Annotated in this window: 17 protein-coding genes; 13 read left to right on the forward strand and 4 right to left on the reverse strand. The window is 39.8% G+C overall.

Annotated features, from left to right (window positions below):
* Positions 1-93: 93 nt before the first annotated feature.
* The 3 genes from AB3I27_RS04275 to AB3I27_RS04285 form a co-directional block, all read right to left on the reverse strand.
* Positions 94-1,464, reverse strand: coding sequence for an MATE family efflux transporter (locus AB3I27_RS04275; RefSeq protein ID WP_002293436.1), 1,371 nt, complete (start codon positions 1,462-1,464; stop codon positions 94-96).
* 181 nt (positions 1,465-1,645) lie between these two features.
* Positions 1,646-1,969, reverse strand: coding sequence for a DUF960 domain-containing protein (locus tag AB3I27_RS04280; protein ID WP_002289744.1), 324 nt, complete (start codon positions 1,967-1,969; stop codon positions 1,646-1,648).
* A gap of 325 nt (positions 1,970-2,294) precedes the next feature.
* Positions 2,295-2,903: a 50S ribosomal protein L25/general stress protein Ctc gene (locus AB3I27_RS04285; RefSeq protein WP_002309762.1), complete on the reverse strand. Its 609-nt coding sequence runs from the start codon at positions 2,901-2,903 to the stop codon at positions 2,295-2,297.
* A gap of 328 nt (positions 2,904-3,231) precedes the next feature.
* Between AB3I27_RS04285 and AB3I27_RS04290 the strand changes: the two genes are divergently transcribed.
* The 7 genes from AB3I27_RS04290 to AB3I27_RS04320 all read left to right on the forward strand — a co-directional run bounded on the left by AB3I27_RS04290 (position 3,232) and on the right by AB3I27_RS04320 (position 8,969).
* Positions 3,232-3,948, forward strand: coding sequence for a 16S rRNA pseudouridine(516) synthase (locus AB3I27_RS04290; protein WP_002312433.1), 717 nt, complete (start codon positions 3,232-3,234; stop codon positions 3,946-3,948).
* 12 nt (positions 3,949-3,960) lie between these two features.
* Positions 3,961-4,656, forward strand: coding sequence for a YjjG family noncanonical pyrimidine nucleotidase (locus tag AB3I27_RS04295; protein WP_002309760.1), 696 nt, complete (start codon positions 3,961-3,963; stop codon positions 4,654-4,656).
* An 83-nt stretch (positions 4,657-4,739) separates the two neighbouring features.
* Positions 4,740-5,369 (forward strand): uridine kinase, encoded by a 630-nt coding sequence (gene udk, locus AB3I27_RS04300; protein ID WP_002289751.1) that lies wholly within the window; start codon positions 4,740-4,742, stop codon positions 5,367-5,369.
* A 338-nt stretch (positions 5,370-5,707) separates the two neighbouring features.
* Complete coding sequence (locus AB3I27_RS04305) at positions 5,708-6,310, forward strand: TVP38/TMEM64 family protein (RefSeq protein WP_002293431.1); 603 nt, start codon at positions 5,708-5,710, stop codon at positions 6,308-6,310.
* Between the two features lie 21 nt (positions 6,311-6,331).
* Entirely contained in the window at positions 6,332-6,820 is a 489-nt protein-coding gene (locus tag AB3I27_RS04310; RefSeq protein WP_002293430.1) for an N-acetyltransferase, read from the forward strand.
* Positions 6,821-7,144: 324 nt separating this feature from the next.
* Entirely contained in the window at positions 7,145-8,518 is a 1,374-nt protein-coding gene (locus AB3I27_RS04315; RefSeq protein ID WP_235042688.1) for a hypothetical protein, read from the forward strand.
* Positions 8,502-8,969, forward strand: coding sequence for a YaiI/YqxD family protein (locus AB3I27_RS04320; protein ID WP_002309757.1), 468 nt, complete (start codon positions 8,502-8,504; stop codon positions 8,967-8,969). Before AB3I27_RS04315 ends, AB3I27_RS04320 begins: the two co-directional genes overlap by 17 nt.
* Before the next feature lie 181 nt (positions 8,970-9,150).
* Here AB3I27_RS04320 and AB3I27_RS04325 read toward each other — a convergent pair whose 3' ends face one another.
* Positions 9,151-10,896, reverse strand: coding sequence for an AarF/UbiB family protein (locus AB3I27_RS04325; protein ID WP_325908122.1), 1,746 nt, complete (start codon positions 10,894-10,896; stop codon positions 9,151-9,153).
* Between the two features lie 195 nt (positions 10,897-11,091).
* On the opposite strand from AB3I27_RS04325, the gene AB3I27_RS04330 reads away from it, so the two are divergent.
* From AB3I27_RS04330 to AB3I27_RS04355, 6 genes are all read left to right on the forward strand, one after another.
* A complete protein-coding gene (locus AB3I27_RS04330; protein ID WP_002309755.1) occupies positions 11,092-12,168 on the forward strand; it encodes a D-alanine--D-alanine ligase in 1,077 nt (358 codons plus the stop codon).
* A gap of 152 nt (positions 12,169-12,320) precedes the next feature.
* Entirely contained in the window at positions 12,321-13,673 is a 1,353-nt protein-coding gene (gene murF, locus AB3I27_RS04335) for a UDP-N-acetylmuramoyl-tripeptide--D-alanyl-D-alanine ligase (protein ID WP_002312441.1), read from the forward strand.
* Between the two features lie 321 nt (positions 13,674-13,994).
* The gene (locus tag AB3I27_RS04340; RefSeq protein ID WP_002309752.1) at positions 13,995-15,506 is read left to right on the forward strand and encodes a DEAD/DEAH box helicase; all 1,512 of its coding nucleotides are present in this window, start codon (positions 13,995-13,997) and stop codon (positions 15,504-15,506) included.
* A gap of 129 nt (positions 15,507-15,635) precedes the next feature.
* Complete coding sequence (gene acpS, locus AB3I27_RS04345; RefSeq protein WP_002293418.1) at positions 15,636-15,986, forward strand: holo-ACP synthase; 351 nt, start codon at positions 15,636-15,638, stop codon at positions 15,984-15,986.
* A gap of 15 nt (positions 15,987-16,001) precedes the next feature.
* The gene (gene alr, locus AB3I27_RS04350; RefSeq protein ID WP_002313979.1) at positions 16,002-17,123 is read left to right on the forward strand and encodes an alanine racemase; all 1,122 of its coding nucleotides are present in this window, start codon (positions 16,002-16,004) and stop codon (positions 17,121-17,123) included.
* A gap of 10 nt (positions 17,124-17,133) precedes the next feature.
* Entirely contained in the window at positions 17,134-17,496 is a 363-nt protein-coding gene (locus tag AB3I27_RS04355; protein WP_002289874.1) for a type II toxin-antitoxin system PemK/MazF family toxin, read from the forward strand.
* Positions 17,497-17,525 lie beyond the last annotated feature (29 nt).

The following is a 17,525-nucleotide window of genomic DNA, read 5'->3' on the forward strand; positions in this document are numbered from 1 at the left end:
TTTGTTATCTAAAAAAACTGTTTTCGGTAAACGAAGAAGATATTTTCAATAAAAGTTTTCATTTTTAGCCGCACCGATTTCTTTTAATCAAGGTTACCTTGCTTCGGCATGTTCTAACGTGAAATGTTCCTCTTCACCCATATGTTTCAATTGTTTCATCGAACGCATGTAAGAGTAAAGCAACACTGCAACAGAGCCGATCCAAGCTAGAGGAGAAGCTGCTGCGGCTCCTGGATACCCCCACATTCCTGTAAGAACGATAGCTGCAAAAGAACGCATAAGCAATTCCATCATACCGGCGATCGTAGGAATCTTGCTTTGTCCAAGACCTTGAAGCGTGTAGCGTAAAATGAACAGGACTGCTAAGATCCAGTAAAGAGACCCATTGATATTGAAGTAGGTTTGTGCTAATTCAAATACATGTGTTTCTGATGGGCTAACAAACAGTTGAACAAAGAAATGTCCAAAGAAAATGACGATAGCACCTGCTAAAAGACTAAATCCGACACTCATCAATAAAGTTTGTCGTACACCTTGCAAGATTCGACCATATTCTTTTGCACCATAGTTTTGTGCAGTGAAAGTCGCCATTGCGATACCAAATGACATCATCGGTTGATTGGCAAATTGATCAATACGACCAGCAGCGGCTTGAGCAGCCACAACATCTGTCCCTAAGCTATTTAGTGCCGCTTGTAATACGATAGCACCGACAGCGATGATTGAAGACTGGAACGCCATTGGCAAAGCTGCATTTAGATGTACACGAAACTCTTCTTTATCAAAATTGAAATCTTTTTTGCGTAACTGTAACAAAGGCATCTTTTTCTTGATATACACAAGACACAGTACGCTAGAAGAAACTTGTGCGATTACGGTAGCAATAGCTGCACCTTCCACACCCATACCAAAATAGATAATAAAGATCAAATCAAGTACGACGTTGATGATAACCGCAATGATCAGAAAGAATAATGGTGTGCGGCTGTCACCAAGTGCGCGAATGACATTAGAAAGCAAATTGAAACTGACGGATGCAAAGATTCCTAACAAAATAATTGAAATAAACGTTTGTGCTTGATCAATTATTTCAGGAGGAGTTTGCATCAACTGAAGCATCGGACGAATAAACAGGAGACTCAGGACGGTTAAAATCACAGTGACGACAAGACTAATAACAACACTAGCAGCAAAACTTTTCTTCAGACCCCGATAATCTTTTGCACCGTAACGTTGTGCAGTAATAATGGCTAAACCAGCTGTTAACCCTTGGGCAAAACCAATGATCAAAAATGTCAGGCTTCCAGTTGCACCAACCGCTGCCAGCGCATTTTTACCTAGCGTCTGACCCACGATGATCATATCGATCATATTATAAAACTGCTGAAAAACGTTTCCGATCAGTAAAGGAACAGTGAACAGCAAAATCAGTTTAGCGGGGCTTCCCTTTGTTAAATCGCGCATCTTTTAAACTCCTTATATCTTTAAAATTTAGTTAGTAGTATATAGCGTTTATCCTGAGAATACCAATTAGAAATCAATGATAATTGATGAAATTCCATAAAAAGAAGCCAAGAATTGAGTCAAAGAATCAACAACTTGGCCTGGTCTGTAAAAAAAGGGACATCCACGTTTATCTATCATCTTAATATTGTCTGATCTCACTTGGTAAAAGGATCGTTTCTCTCGTACCGTCATCATAGGCGTATACTTGAGCAGGAAATTGGTTCGAATAGGCAAACGGCAAATCAATATCCATTTCCACATTGCTTCCTGCTTGAGAAAAATGCATCGTCACTTTTCCACGATTTTCGATCAAATCAAAGGTTAATATATTTTCTAATGGAATGACTCCCTTAAGATCTAGGTCAATAATAAACCATATACTGTCAATCAATTCATCTGGCAAACTTGATACTACACCAACTGAAGCGTAACGGTTGCGGCTGCTATCAAAACTTTCAAACATCTGGTTAACCTCCTTCGAATCAACGAATGTTTTTATTTTTATAATCAATCATAGGATAAACTAGAAATACTTACTTTAACGAGGGTTCATTCTAATAAAGAATCAGGAAAAATGCAACAATAATTGAATACTTTTTTTCAAAGTATAAATTTTTATAAAGGTACGATAAAAATATGCGAGGGAAAGCTTGGTAAATCAGGATTTTTCGTTTGCAAAGCTATTTACAAAAGTGGAAGCCCCATATGAAAATAAACGATTAGAAATAAAAAAGGCGTGTTAAAAGCTGCTGACCCGCCACTTCTAACACCACCTGATTGTTTCAGTATTATTCTTCTTTTGAACCGATTACTTCTGGTTCGCCGCCTTCACCTGTGCTTTCTTCTTCTTCACTTTGAGCGACTACAGCAGCAATTTGTTCTTCACTGTCGGTCACGAACTTGTAATCGTCGTTTTTTGGAAGATCGGCTACTGTAATAGAATCGCCTAATTCCAAGTTTGTCACGTCGACTTCAATTCGTTCAGGCAATTTGTCTGGTGTAGCAGATACGACTACTGTATACAAGTTTTGAGCTAACACTCCACCCGATTTAACACCAATTGATTCGCCAACAAGAACGACTTCTGTTTCGACTTCTGTTTCTTCCGACATGTTGACAGATAGAAATTCTGCATGTTCGAAATGATTAGTAAAAGTGTTCGTTTGAATCTTATGAACCAATGTATTGACTTTTTGTCCGTCAATGTCCATCGTGATAACTGTGTTTGCTCCATGTTCACGCAACAATTTGCTTAGTGTCAAACCATCGAATGAGATAGGGGTACTTTCTATTTTATACCCATAAACAACAGCTGGAACTTTCCCTTCGTGACGAAGTTTATTTCTTAATGAACGGGGACGTACTTCTCTTTTACTTACTTCTAATGATACTGACATAACCAAAATTCCTCCTTAAAATGTGACTGTCTGCTTTGGTAACGGACAGATTTTATTTAAGTGAATTCTAAAGGCTAATCTCGTGCACATCATCGAAGGCAGGGCGCTTAAAAAAACGCAAAAGGAGAGATGTGCGCATCTCCCCTTAGAAAGTCAGGATTCAACTTTTCTCCACCAGGTCATTACGCTGTGTATGAGAAATCCAATTCACTTTACTCTTTAACCGTAACGCGAACTACTGGTTAAGTCAAGGAATAACGCTGCTGATTTATTTGCAAGCAAACATATTCAAGGTATAATTCTTATTAGTAATAAGAAAGGAAACGGTATGCGCTTAGATAAATTAATAGAAGAAAAATTAGAAACGACACGTAAGGAAATGAAGCGGCTGTTTGCTTTGAAGCAAGTGATGGTCGATGGCACAGTCGAATTTCGACAAAATCGAAATGTAGACAGTTTGCTGCATCGGATTGAAGTAGCAGGTGAACATTTAGAAACAAATGAGTCCTATTATCTTCTCAACAAGCCTAAAAAAGCTGTGACTGCCGTGTCAGATCCAGAAAAGACGACGGTAATCGATCTGATTGCAAGTGCCGATCGTTTTCAGCCGCTCTATCCGGTGGGAAGACTGGATAGAGATACAACAGGACTGTTGCTGATTACTTCGAATGGCCAATTGGGATATGAAATGCTCCTTCCTGAAAAAAAGGTCTCAAAGACTTATCAAGCAGTGGTGAACGAAAGGGTGACATCAGCAGACGTAGCAGCATTTGAAAAAGGAATCGTATTCGCTGATGGGTACCAGTGCCAGCCGGCTAATCTAAAAATACTCAAAGCAGACAAGCACCAAAGTACTGTTTTATTGACGATCCAAGAAGGAAAATTCCATCAAGTCAAAAAGATGTTTTTAGCCCAAGGAAAGAAAGTGATCGCATTGAAGCGGTTAAGCATGGGACCATTGGAATTAGATGAACAGTTGGCAGTAGGCGAGTACCGATCGTTGACGCTAGCAGAGATGAAAAAGTTAAGTATTTATTTTAAATAGGAGATCAAAAAGATGAGATATAACACTTTATTGTTTGATGTTGATGATACATTACTAGACTTTCAACAAACTGAAGCAAATGCTTTAAGTACTTTGTTCGCAGAGCAAGGAATCACGTTGACACCAGAAATCAAAACGAGCTATAAGGCTTTGAATCATCATTTATGGCAGGAATTTGAAAAGGGCAGACTATCACGAGAAGAAGTAACAGGCAGTCGTTTTGGATTACTCTTCCAGCAATTTGGGAAAACAGTAGATAGTCGCCAAATGGAGAAACGCTATCGTCACTACTTGAACCAAGGACATGACCTTGTTCCAGGGAGTCTAGAACTTCTGAAAAAGGTCCACCCTCACGCCGAACTTTATATTGTAACGAACGGTGTGTCGCATACTCAATATCAGCGTTTAACAGATGCAGGAATGCTTGATTATTTTAAGGATATATTTGTCTCAGAAGCTGTTGGAGCGCAAAAGCCGATGAAAGAATTTTTTGATCATGTATTTTCCCGCATTCCTGATCTTGATAAAAAGCAGACGGTGATCATTGGCGATTCACTGACTTCTGATATCAAAGGAGGGAACATGGCAGGGATCGATACGATTTGGTTCAATAAAAACAAATTGCCGGAAATCGAAGAGATCCAACCCACTTATCGAATCGATTCTTTAGAAGAACTTTACTCATTATTGGAAATTGAAAAGGATTAATTTTCAGAAAAATATAGCATTTTCGTGTTTTTTCGCTATAATAGATTAGAATGAAAAAACGGATACGAAAGAGGTTTTAGTCAATGACAAAAAGCAAGCCAATTATCATTGGTGTGACGGGTGGGTCAGGAAGCGGAAAGACAAGTGTCAGCCGTGCGATTTTCAACAACTTCCCGGACCATTCCATCATGATGCTTGAACAAGATTCTTATTATAAGGATCAGAGCCATTTGAGTTTTGAAGAACGATTGAACACAAATTACGATCACCCTTTTGCCTTTGATAATGATCTGCTGATTCAGCATGTAGGCGACTTACTGAACTATAAAGCCATTGAAAAACCCGTGTATGACTATGTAGCGCATACAAGAAGTCAGGCAACGATCATTCAGGAACCAAAAGAAGTGATCATTCTAGAAGGAATCCTGATCTTAGAAGATGAACGTCTGCGTGACTTGATGGATATCAAGGTATACGTAGATACAGACGATGATATTCGTATTATTCGTCGTATCAAACGGGATATGGAAGAACGGGGACGCACATTGGACTCCGTGATCGAGCAATATTTGACAGTTGTTAAACCGATGTATCATCAATTTATCGAACCAACGAAGCGCTATGCGGATATCATTGTTCCAGAAGGCGGAGAAAACCACGTTGCTATTGATTTGATTACAACAAAAGTGGCTAGTTTCTTAAACCATAAATAGTGCGCAGTGAAACAGTTGAACGGACTGCGACCGTTTGAAAAGCAAGGATCCTGCTTTTTGAACAGTCACCAGTCAACTGTTTTTTTATTTATAACAAGAGGTTGTGAAATCAGCGTCTTGACTTGAGTATTAGAGAGAAAAAACGGAAAAATAGCTACTTATATTTTACCGTTTTTTGAGCTAATACCGAAGGTCAGCTGATTGAGCACCGTGAATCAGAGGTTGTGACAGAAGTAGTCAGCTTCAATAAATAAGAAGGAATTTTCCGAAGAAGCTACTTTTGCATCACCCCCTAAGGAGGCAGTTTTAGCAAATGAAAAAAGATATGAGGAAGAAAGATGTCTAAAAAAGCATCAGTTTTACAAAAATGTCTTCAGATCATGCCAATCATCGGTCTGTTGTTTTTCTTTGTGTTGATTCTCTATGCTTATCATCATGGGATTTTTCGTTCAAGCACCTCTTTGCAAGCGTTTATCCAGGAATTCGGCAAGTATGCAGTGATAGTATTTGTTCTGCTGCAAGTGATCCAAGTGATCATTCCTATTTTGCCGGGAGGGATCTCTTCGGTAGCTGGCATGCTGATGTTTGGCAATGGATTTGGGCTTTTATATAGTTGTATTGGTCTAGTGATTGGGGAAGCAATCGGATTTTTGCTTGTCCGTTACTATGGTGTAGCCTTTGTCCAGCTTATTTTATCGCCAAAAAAGTATCAAAAATTTGATGAATTGCTGACAAGAAAAACGAAAGATATCAAAAAAGTATTAGTCGTTACCTTGCTGCTTCCCTTTGCGCCAGACGACTTGATCTGTCTAGTAGCTGGTTTGACGAAATTATCTTTTAGAGAGTTTATGCAGATCGTGATTTTCTTGAAGCCGTGGTCGGTAGGTGTGTACAGTATGATCATGCTCTTTTTATTCCATCAAGCGCAAGGTCATTTATAATGTAAAAAAGGACGTGGGTGTATGGAAAAAATAAAAGTAACAGAAAATGAACTGGATGAGCTGATGGCAGTCATTCAAGAAGTATGGCCGGAAGCTTTTGTACCAATTATTGGTCAAAAACAAGTCGATTATATGCTGAAAACTTATCAGTCAAAAAAGCAGATCCAAAAAGAACTGGCAGAAGGCGTTTCTTATTTTTTATTAAAAAGTGAAGGAAAGACTGTCGGTTACACTGCTTATGAAGAGATAAAAGGTAAAATCTATTTAAGCAAATTATATTTGCTGAATAAAGCCCGTGGCCAAGGATTGACTTCTTCGGTTTTTCGCTGGTATGAAGAACTTGCTGCGCAAACAAAGGAAAAAGAGATTTTTTTACGAGTGAACCAGGGAAATCACCAAGCAATCGAGGTTTATAAGCATGAAGGGTTTGAGATTACAGAAGAACTTGTTTCAGATATCGGTCAAGGATTTCAAATGGTCGATTATAAAATGAAAAAAGCTCTCGCATAATCTTAGGAACTGTGTTAAAGTAACTTCATGCGACGGGTCGAGAAGGACTCTGGTTTACAGAGCTCCTAATTGATTTTGGAGGCACAGGATAATTGATTTCTATCTTTATCACCTGCCGGATGCAGGGGTGTCGGGCAAGACTTTTGTGGAGAAGGGCTTGTCTGCTTGAGTAATCAAGTACCGTAAAAATGCGGAAAGAAGCTTATGCTTCTTTCTGCATTTTTTTTTTTACAAGAATATATTCTGTAAAATTGGTTTATTTCCCCTTTAATGCTAAAATCGAAGAGCAGATTAGTTATAAGACTGTTTAAGGGAGCCATTGTCATGTTCGAAAAACTCAAACGATTTGGGCGCAATTTTACGCAAACAACGCCCTTTATTTTAAGCAATACGGTTATTTTGATTCCTTATCTTTTATTTTTGGGAATAACAGATTCGCATAATTGGCTGACGATTTTGCCATTTACGCTGTTTTATGCCTTTCGGATGACTGGGCTGTTTTTAGTCAATAGTCTACGATTTGGTCTAGATAGTTACACGTTGCTGATGATCGCTCTGCTGATGGGTGGTACTGGTTCATTACTTGGAATACTAGGCGTATTTTATTTTCCTTTGTTTTATTTTTCAAGTGTTCTTCTAGGGCTAAGTGCAGCATGGCTTGTACCTGCTAATATCACGGTCAATTTCCATGAGAAGATGCAAGGCTTTATCAATATGGATGGGAAAAAGTACTTATTTGCAGCTATCTGGCTATTCCTCCTGTATCAAGCAATCGGACTGCCTGCACCGACTCAGATTGCAGCAAGCTTTACGATTTATACACTTTTTTACGTCATGGCCTACCACACGGTCAGTCATTATCCGCGTTACGAACTGGATTTCAAAGATATGAAAAGAAATCTAGTGGCTACGCGGGAGCTTGTTTTATTTTTGGTGTTCTTTGGCTTATTGTTTCTTTTGAGAAATGCCCGATTGTTATTCGATGAAAGGCTTTTTGATCTTGCTGTTTATGGTTTCTTGGTGTTGTTCATTGTGTTCGTGTTCGTCTTAGGCCACCAGAAGAAGGAATGGAAGTTGCCAAGTTGGCTGAATCTGTTTACTTTTCTAAATGGAATGTTAGGGAATTTTCTTTTTTTGTTTAGCAATTTTTATGTTGGCATACTGTACGGATTAGAGAAACTTCCGTTTTATATGTATTTTCCTTATGCTGCCGGTTTGATTGCAGCAAAAATAGTCGGACCATTGATTTTGAAACGTTTATCATGGTCTCCATTGGCTACGCAATTGCTTGGACTGAGTTCTTCTTTGTTGGTCCTCTTGATTCCAAATGGTTTTGCGATAGGTGTCTTTTTGCTTAGTTTCTGGCACGTAGTAACAGGCAGTTGGCTAAATAAGGAATACTATCAAACCGATGTAGCTATTCCAATGGATCGTCGGATTATTGCCAAGTACACTACTCAAAATAAAGGAAGTGTGATCCACCAGTTTTTATTGATGACGCTTTTGTTTATTTTATCAAAAGAAATGGGAGAGCCAATCCATCTACTACTGATCATGCTGAACCATGGAGCAGTGCCGATAGCAAGTGCGCAACTGCTTATTTTAGCCAAATGGATCAATGTCGGTCTCTTAATGAGCGGATTGGTGACTGTATATCATTTATGGAAGAAGGCGAAAAAGAATGAGGCTATTCATTGATGGGGATGGTTCTCCAGTAAAAGACGATGTCATAAAGTTAGGAGAATCCTATGGTCTCGACGTGATTATCGTAACCAGTGTAGATCATTATACGACCAAAGAATACGCTAATCATGTCCAAATCGTCTACGTAGACCGTGGAGCTGATAGTGCAGATTATAAAATCGTCGGTATGGTTAAGAAGAATGACTTTTTGATCACGCAAGATTATGGTTTAGCTTCACTTGTATTGCCGAAGGGTGTGCGAGTGTTCCATCACTCTGGAAAAGAATTTGATGAAGCGAATATCGGCACGCTTCTCGAACAACGTTACCATAGTGGGAAGTTAAGAAAAGCTGGCATAAGGACAAAGGGTCCAAAACCCTTTACAGATAAAGATCATACGACTTTTCGTCAAGCGTTGAAAAAGGCAATTGACCAAGGTTTACCAAGTACAGAAGATAGTAGGTAACGAAGGTAAGTTTACTTGTGCGCGAATACACCAAAAAAGGAACAGGGAAACAGGATAAATGGATTCCTTGTTCCTTTTTTTGTTGTTCGGTACTAGCTCAAAAAACGGTAAAATAGGAGGAGTTATTTTTATTTGGTCATTCTTATTGCTTGAGACAGAACAGCTTTCTCCCAACTTTTTTCTACTTTTTCCTCTTCTTATACATTTGGATCAATGCATCGATTGCTAAAAAAATAATGACAAATGCTGCAATAGCATACGTAAATATCCCTAATAAGGAAACGACCTCTGCGTTTTCTACAGGTGCAGCTTGGACAAGCAGGGAAGATCCTACGATCAATGCAGCTAAAATCATACCGAAAACAAGTCGATTGATCATACTTTCGATCCTGTTCAATAATTTGTCTTGCTTTTTTAATTCCAAATTGACTTTTCCTTGTCCCGAAGTCCACATTTCTAATAGATGATGAAGTTGTTTTGGAATCTTAGGCACAGCCTTCATTCCTTCTAATAGGTCTAATCCACTTTGTTTCAATGTATCTTCTACATCCAAATGGGTGAGAAAGTAATGTTGGGCAAAAGGCGAAGCAATTTCCATGAGGGAAACTTCAGGGTCAAGGACACGGATCACCCCTTCTAATGTCCCGAATGCTTTCAGCAAAAGCGTGATATCACGGTCGAACTGCAGATTATTTTGATGACAGATCATCACGACTTGTGCGAATACTTCTTGCAAGTTGATTTCATCAATAGGGGAATCATAATATTGTTCAAGAAAACTTGTCAGTTCTTGGTGAAACCGACTTTCATCAAATAAGCCTTCTTGCTGACAAAGTCGAAGGACCGCTTTTTCGATTCGATAAGCATCTTTCGTATACAGCGCTAAAACGGCTTGTGTGAGCTTTTGCCTAAGACCTGCAGAAAGATGCCCCATCATGCCAAAATCAATGTAGTTGACTGTATATGGCGCAACAGGGTTTTCTATAGAAGTAGAGGCTCGAAAAGCAAAGGGACCGAACTCTTTTTCATGAACTGTTTCAGTTGTTCGGCGAGCTCGTGTCTGTTCTTCTTTTGTTAGCACATGGAACAGCAAATTCCCCGGATGAGGATCAGCATGGAAAAAACCATCATCAAACACCTGCTTCATAAAGTTCTCAACTAAAAGCTTTGCAACTTCTTGTTTCAGCTGCTTGTTTTGAATACCGGTGATAAAAGTTTCTGTTCCGTTTTCGGCATTCATCAAATGATTCAAGTTTTTACCAGACATTTCTTCCATCACGATCACTTTTTTCGAACAAAAAGCGTCATAAATTTTGGGGCTGCGGATCTCTTTCCAGCCATTGTTCTTTTGATAGAATTGTTCGCCATTTTGACTTTCTTTTAAGAAGTCCATTTCATTGATCAAGGAACGTTTTACTTCTTGGAGTACCCCTTTTAGATCAACTACGCTAGTTTCAGGAATGTATTTGATCAAAGGGATTGCACGTTCAAATAGTTGAAGATCAAGGCGAATCTCTTCGGCAATGTTAGGGTGTTGGATCTTAACAACTACCGCGTCACCGCTTTTCAGCTTGGCACGGTGAGCCTGTCCCATAGAAGCGGAGGCAAAAGGCGATTTGGAAAAATCATCGAATATATCTGATACCGAAAGAGAAAGTTCCGTTTCGATCGTCTTTTTGACCGTTGAAAATGTGTCGCTAGGTACACTGTCTTGTAATGTTTTAAATGTCTGAGTGAAGGCAGAGGAAAGCAAGTCCTCTCGAACAGAAAGCATCTGTCCTATCTTGATGAAGGTGGGGCCTAATTCTTCAAAGGCTTTTTTTACCTGTTCGGGATTTTTTTGCTGTACAAAGTTTGGCACTACATTGTAGTTGATGAACACTCGAATGATTTCTGCCAAGCGGCTGCGTGGATTTGTTTGCGCCATCATCATCCCTCCTTTTCTTTATCATAACTTTTTATAAAAAATGGGACAAATAATCTAGCTGGCAAAAAATAAATGACGTTTGTTCTTTTAGAAACCAACTCGTTTTTTTATAAATAAGTTATTCGTTTATTTTTGTTTTGTGCTAAAATATGAGAGTAAATCACTGAACGATTTAGAATACAGGAGGACAATCTTTTGAAGATTACTTTACTATATGGCGGACGCAGCGCAGAGCATGAAGTGTCCATTCTTTCCGCATTTTCAGTTTTAAATGCCATTTATTATAATTATTACCAAGTTCAACTCGTATTTATTACAAAAGAAGGACAATGGGTCAAAGGTCCATTACTAACAGAAAAACCTGCAAGCAAAGATGTCTTGCACCTTTCATGGGACCCAAGTGGACAGACAGAGGAAGGCTTTACAGGAAAAGTGATCAATCCGGGCGAAATCAAAGAAGAAGGAGCCATCGTTTTTCCAGTTTTACATGGGCCAAACGGGGAAGATGGAACGATCCAAGGCTTCTTAGAGACATTGAATATGCCTTATGTCGGCGCAGGCGTATTGACCAGTGCATGTGCCATGGATAAAATCATGACCAAATATATTTTACAAGCTGCTGGTGTGCCACAAGTTCCTTATGTACCAGTACTTAAGAATCAATGGAAAGAAAATCCTAAAAAAGTATTTGATCAATGTGAAGGTTCTTTGCTTTATCCGATGTTTGTCAAACCGGCGAATATGGGTTCTAGTGTCGGCATTACAAAAGCAGAAAACCGAGAAGAATTGCAAAATGCTTTAGCAACAGCCTATCAGTATGATTCTCGAGCAATCGTTGAACAAGGAATTGAAGCTCGCGAAATCGAAGTTGCTGTATTAGGAAATGAAGATGTTCGGACGACTTTGCCTGGCGAAGTCGTAAAAGACGTAGCATTCTATGACTATGAAGCCAAATATATCAATAATAAAATCGAAATGCAGATTCCAGCCGAAGTGCCGGAAGAAGTTTATCAAAAAGCGCAAGAGTACGCGAAGTTAGCTTACACGATGTTAGGCGGAAGCGGATTGAGCCGGTGTGATTTCTTTTTGACAAATAAAAATGAATTATTCCTGAATGAATTAAACTCTATGCCAGGATTTACGGAGTTCAGTATGTACCCGCTCTTATGGGAAAACATGGGCTTGAAATACGGTGATTTGATTGAAGAACTGATTCAATTAGGAATGAATCGATACCGTCAGCGTCAATCTTTTTTTGAAAAAAATGAATAAAGAGAAATAAAGAAGAAGCTGGAGTGATTGCGTAACCGCGTTCATTCTAGCTTCTAAATACGAATAGAGAAATTTACTTGGAAGTGAGAGTCATGCGAACCCGCCGTTTAGGCCAAACGCTTTTTTCACAACCTTTTTTAGGAGAGATCTCAATGAATCTAACAATACAAGAAATTGCACAAGCCGTGGGCAGCGAATGCTCTGAACTGACAAAGATTACCAATGTCGAATTTGACAGCCGGAAGATAACCGAAGGAAGTTTATTCGTTCCTCTTGCTGGTACGCGAGATGGACATGAATTTATCCAGCAAGCAATCACAAACGGCGCATCTGCTTCATTTTGGAGCTTGCCTGTTGAACAAGCACCAAAAGATTTTCCAGTTATCCCTGTAGCAGATCCTTTGAAAGCCATGCAGCAATTGGCAACCTATTACTTGGAAAAAGTAGGTGCAGAAGTCGTTGCAATTACAGGAAGCAATGGTAAAACCACCACGAAAGATCTAACCGCGTCTGTCTTGTCTGAAAAATACAAAACATATAAGACGCAAGGAAATTACAACAATAATATTGGTCTTCCTTACACGATTTTGCACATGCCGCAAGATACAGAAAAGATCGTCTTGGAAATGGGCATGGATCACGCCAATGAAATCACGGAACTTTCACTTATGGCTCAACCAAAAGCTGCAGCAATCACAATGATCGGTGAAGCACACATAGAAAATCTTGGGTCGCGAGAAGGAATCGCTAAAGCCAAAATGGAAATCACTGACGGACTTGTACCAGACGGATTACTCGTTGTGCCCGCAGATGAACCGTTGTTGACACCTTTAACGGCAACATTAGTACAAACAGTCACAACATTCGGTATTGGAAATGGCGATGTTCATGCGGAAGTGACAGCAGAAGGAAAAGCACAAACCGATTTTGTAGTAGAAGGAGAAACATTTACGATCCCGCTGCCTGGAAGTTATAATGTAACGAATGCTTTGATTGCGTATACGATTGGGCGCTTCTTTGGACTGTCTATACCTGAGATACGCCAAGGGCTCGCTCATGTTTCTATCACACAAAACAGAACTGAATGGCTAACGGCAGGAAATGGTGCAGCTATTTTGAGCGATGTCTACAATGCAAATCCAACAGCCATGGGACTGGTATTAGATACTTTTAAAAATCTGCCAACAAAAGGGCGTAGAATCGCTGTGTTAGCAGATATGCTGGAATTAGGGAAAGATTCTTTAAACATGCATGCGCAAATGAGTGAACATATCGATCCTGAGAAATTTGCCATGATTTTCTTGTACGGGGAACAAATGCATGCATTAAAAGAAGACTTGAATCAAAAATATCCGCAACTACCTGTGTTCTATTTTGAAAAAGAAAAGAATAAATTGATTGAGGCTGTCAAACAAAATCTTGAATCAACAGATAGTATTATGCTGAAAGGCAGCAACAGCATGGGCTTATTCGAAGTAGTAGAACAGCTTCAGCAAATGAAATGAAAATCTGTAAACTTGCAGAAAATGAAAAGCTATGTTAGAATAACCTATTGCCGAAAGATGAAGAGAAATTGGACTGGTTTTGCCATGGAAGCAACTTGTCGAAACCAGATGTCATAATCATGATAAAGCTGAACGCGACCCGTTTGGCTTTTCTAATGCCTAAACTTCGCAAAGTGATTTTTCGGTGGTGCCACAGGGGCTAAGAATGGGTAAAAACGTGCGTGGCCACTGTCAAAAAGAAACAATACACTTTGACCGAACAAATCGACGGGGTAGCAAAAAAGCTACATCCTCAGTTAACAACCATATAGGAGGATTCATTTGAAATTTAAAGAACTAGAATTATCACCAGAATTGTTGAAATCAGTCGAACGCGCTGGTTTTGAAGAAGCAACACCTATCCAAGCAGAAACGATTCCGCTAGCATTAGTTGGAAAAGACGTTATTGGACAAGCACAGACAGGTACAGGGAAAACAGCTGCATTTGGATTACCAATGTTAGAAAAAATCGATCCAGATCGTCACGAATTACAAGGTCTGGTTATCGCACCAACACGTGAATTAGCTATCCAAACACAAGAAGAACTATATCGTTTAGGGCGCGACAAAAAAGTGCGTGTACAAGCTGTCTACGGTGGAGCAGATATTGGCCGTCAGATCCGTGGCTTGAAAGATCGTCCACATATCGTTGTGGGTACACCAGGACGTATGCTTGACCACATCAACCGCCATACATTGAAACTTGGAACTGTTCAAACATTAGTCTTGGATGAAGCAGATGAAATGTTGAATATGGGCTTCTTGGAAGATATCGAAAAAATTATTTCCCAAGTTCCTGATCAAAGACAAACATTACTTTTCTCAGCAACAATGCCGCCAGCCATCAAGAACATCGGCGTTAAATTCATGAAAAGTCCACATCATGTGAAGATCAAAGCGAAAGAAATGACAGCTGACTTGATCGATCAATACTATGTCCGCGCAAAAGAATACGAAAAATTTGATATCATGACTCGCTTGTTTGATGTTCAAACACCGGAACTAACAATCGTCTTCGGACGTACAAAACGCCGTGTAGATGAATTAGCACGCGGATTGGAAGCACGTGGTTATCGTGCAGAAGGAATCCATGGCGATTTGTCTCAACAAAAACGGATGAGCGTATTGCGTTCATTCAAGAGCGGTCACTTAGATATCCTTGTAGCGACAGACGTTGCCGCACGTGGATTAGATATCTCAGGTGTCACTCATGTGTACAACTATGATATCCCTCAAGATCCAGAAAGCTACGTTCACCGTATCGGACGTACAGGCCGTGCCGGAAAAGGCGGTATGTCTGTGACTTTCGTTACACCAAATGAAATGGACTACTTGCATGTGATCGAAAACTTGACGAAAAAACGGATGACGACTTTACGTCCGCCAACCGAAAAAGAAGCATTCAAAGGTCAATTAGGTGCTGCAGTTGAACAAATCGAAACAAAACTTGCAGAAAACGGTCTAGATAAATATCTGCAAACAGCAGATAAATTATTAGAAGAATATTCTGCACAAGATTTGGTTGCATTACTGCTGAAAACGACAGCAAAAGATCCAGCTGATGCAGTACCAGTGAAGATCACACCAGAACGCCCATTGCCAATGCAGAAAAAAGGATACAACAAAAATGGCAAACGTGGCGGCGGAAACAACCGTAATCGTCGTGACGGCGGGAATTATCGTGGAAACAAATCAAAAGGCGGTTATAGCAAAAACAATAACAGCCAAAAAGATGGCGGTAAACGTCACAATGATAAAAAACGCGGATTTGTGATCCGTTCAAATAACGATTAAACCTAAAATGAAAGTTTCTCTGTTTTAAGAGAAACTTTCATTTTTGTTATTTGTGGACTTATTTGTGGCAAAATGGTTATAATTTGGTAGAATGAGAGTGTTCTAAATTTATTGAAAAGAGAAAAGCATATGATAAAAGGAATTGGGATCGATGCAGTCGAATTGTCTAGGATCACTCGGCTGATCGAAGAAAAACCAAAATTCATTGCACGAATCTTGACCTCTGAAGAAACGAAACTGTTCCAATCCTTGCCTTTTCATCGCCAAGTAGAATTTTTAGGCGGACGTTACGCTTGTAAAGAAGCTTTCTCTAAAGCTTGGGGAACGGGAATCGGGAAAGTTACCTTTCAAGATATCGAGATTTTAAAAAATGAAAACGGTCAGCCCGTTGTTACGCGCTCACCCCATGAAGGCAATGTATGGGTCAGTATTACTCACACAAATGAAACAGCTTTTGCACAAATTATTTTGGAAGACTAGAAAGAAGGAAAAATGATGGTTGTCGCTTGGCACCGCCCAACGAAAGCAGTGATACATAAAAAAGCTATAACTGAAAATGTAGCAAATGAAGTGGCAAGACTTCCGCAAGGGAAAGAATTGTTTGCAGTAGTAAAAGCAAACGGATACGGTCATGGAGCTGTAGAGACAGCTGAAGCAGCAGTTGCTGGTGGAGCTTCGGGCTTTTGTGTTTCAAATTTAGATGAAGGAGTCGAGTTGAGAGAAGCTGGATTTACTCAGCCTATCCTTATCTTGAACATGGTTCCTTACGACGCACTGGCTTTAGCTGTTGCTCATGATTTGTCAGTAACTGCAGGTACACGGGAATGGTTGCAGGTAGCAGCTGCTATTTTAGAGGAAGGTAAGCTAGAAATGCCTCTTTCGATCCATTTAAAAGCAGATACTGGGATGGGACGTATCGGTTTTTGTACACCTGAAGAAGTAAAAGAGGCAGCTGCATTCATCAGAGAAAGTCGTGTATTAGAATGGGAAGGATTATTTACCCATTTTTCTACAGCAGATCAACCAGATGATACGTATTGGAACCTGCAAAAAGAACGCTTTATGGAAGTGCTAAAAAAACTTCCTGAACTTCCTCGATATGTACATGTCAGTAACAGTGCAACGGCTTTATGGCATGATGAAACAATCGGCAATATGATTCGTTATGGTGTAGCAATGTATGGACTGAACCCATCTGGACATGCACTTCCGGAAGTTTATCCGTTACAGCCAGCACTTGAACTGGTTTCTGAATTGATCCAAGTCAAAAAACTCCCAGCAGGTGAAGGAATCGGCTATGGGGAAACATATATCACTCCTGAAGCAGAATGGATCGGAACGATACCGATCGGTTATGCAGATGGCTGGTTACGAAAGATGCAAGGTTTTTCTTTATTAGTAGAAGGAAACTATTGTGAAACGATTGGACGTGTATGTATGGATCAACTGATGATCCGATTGCCTCAAGAATTTCCGGTCGGAACAAAAGTGACGCTTATCGGCAAAAATGCAGACAAAGAAATCACTATGCAAGACGTAGCAGATCAATTAGGTACGATCCACTATGAAGTGGCATGCGGATTAGGACAGCGGATACCAAGAGAATATCAAGAATAAGGAGGATCCTATGGTAAAAAGAGGAGATATTTATTTTGCTGATCTTTCTCCAGTCGTGGGATCGGAGCAAGGCGGAACACGCCCAGTTTTGGTTATTCAAAATAATCTAGGTAACCATTTCAGCCCGACGATCATTGTTGCGGCCATAACGGCAAAAATGGCTAAGCCTAAGCTTCCGACTCACATTGGGATCAAAGCTACTGGAACAGGAATAGAAAGAGACTCCGTTATCCTGTTGGAGCAGATCAGAACGATCGATAAATCAAGATTGAAAGAAAAAGTCTGTCATTTGGATCGACCAATTATGGCAGAAGTTGACCGAGCATTAAAAATTAGTGTGGGCATTGAGGCACTGACTCCTGTTACTAAATAAGTATAGCGAAGTAACCATGCAGCCTTTAC

This window comes from Enterococcus sp. C46, from assembly GCF_040887565.1.
Lineage (GTDB): Bacteria > Bacillota > Bacilli > Lactobacillales > Enterococcaceae > Enterococcus_B > Enterococcus_B lactis.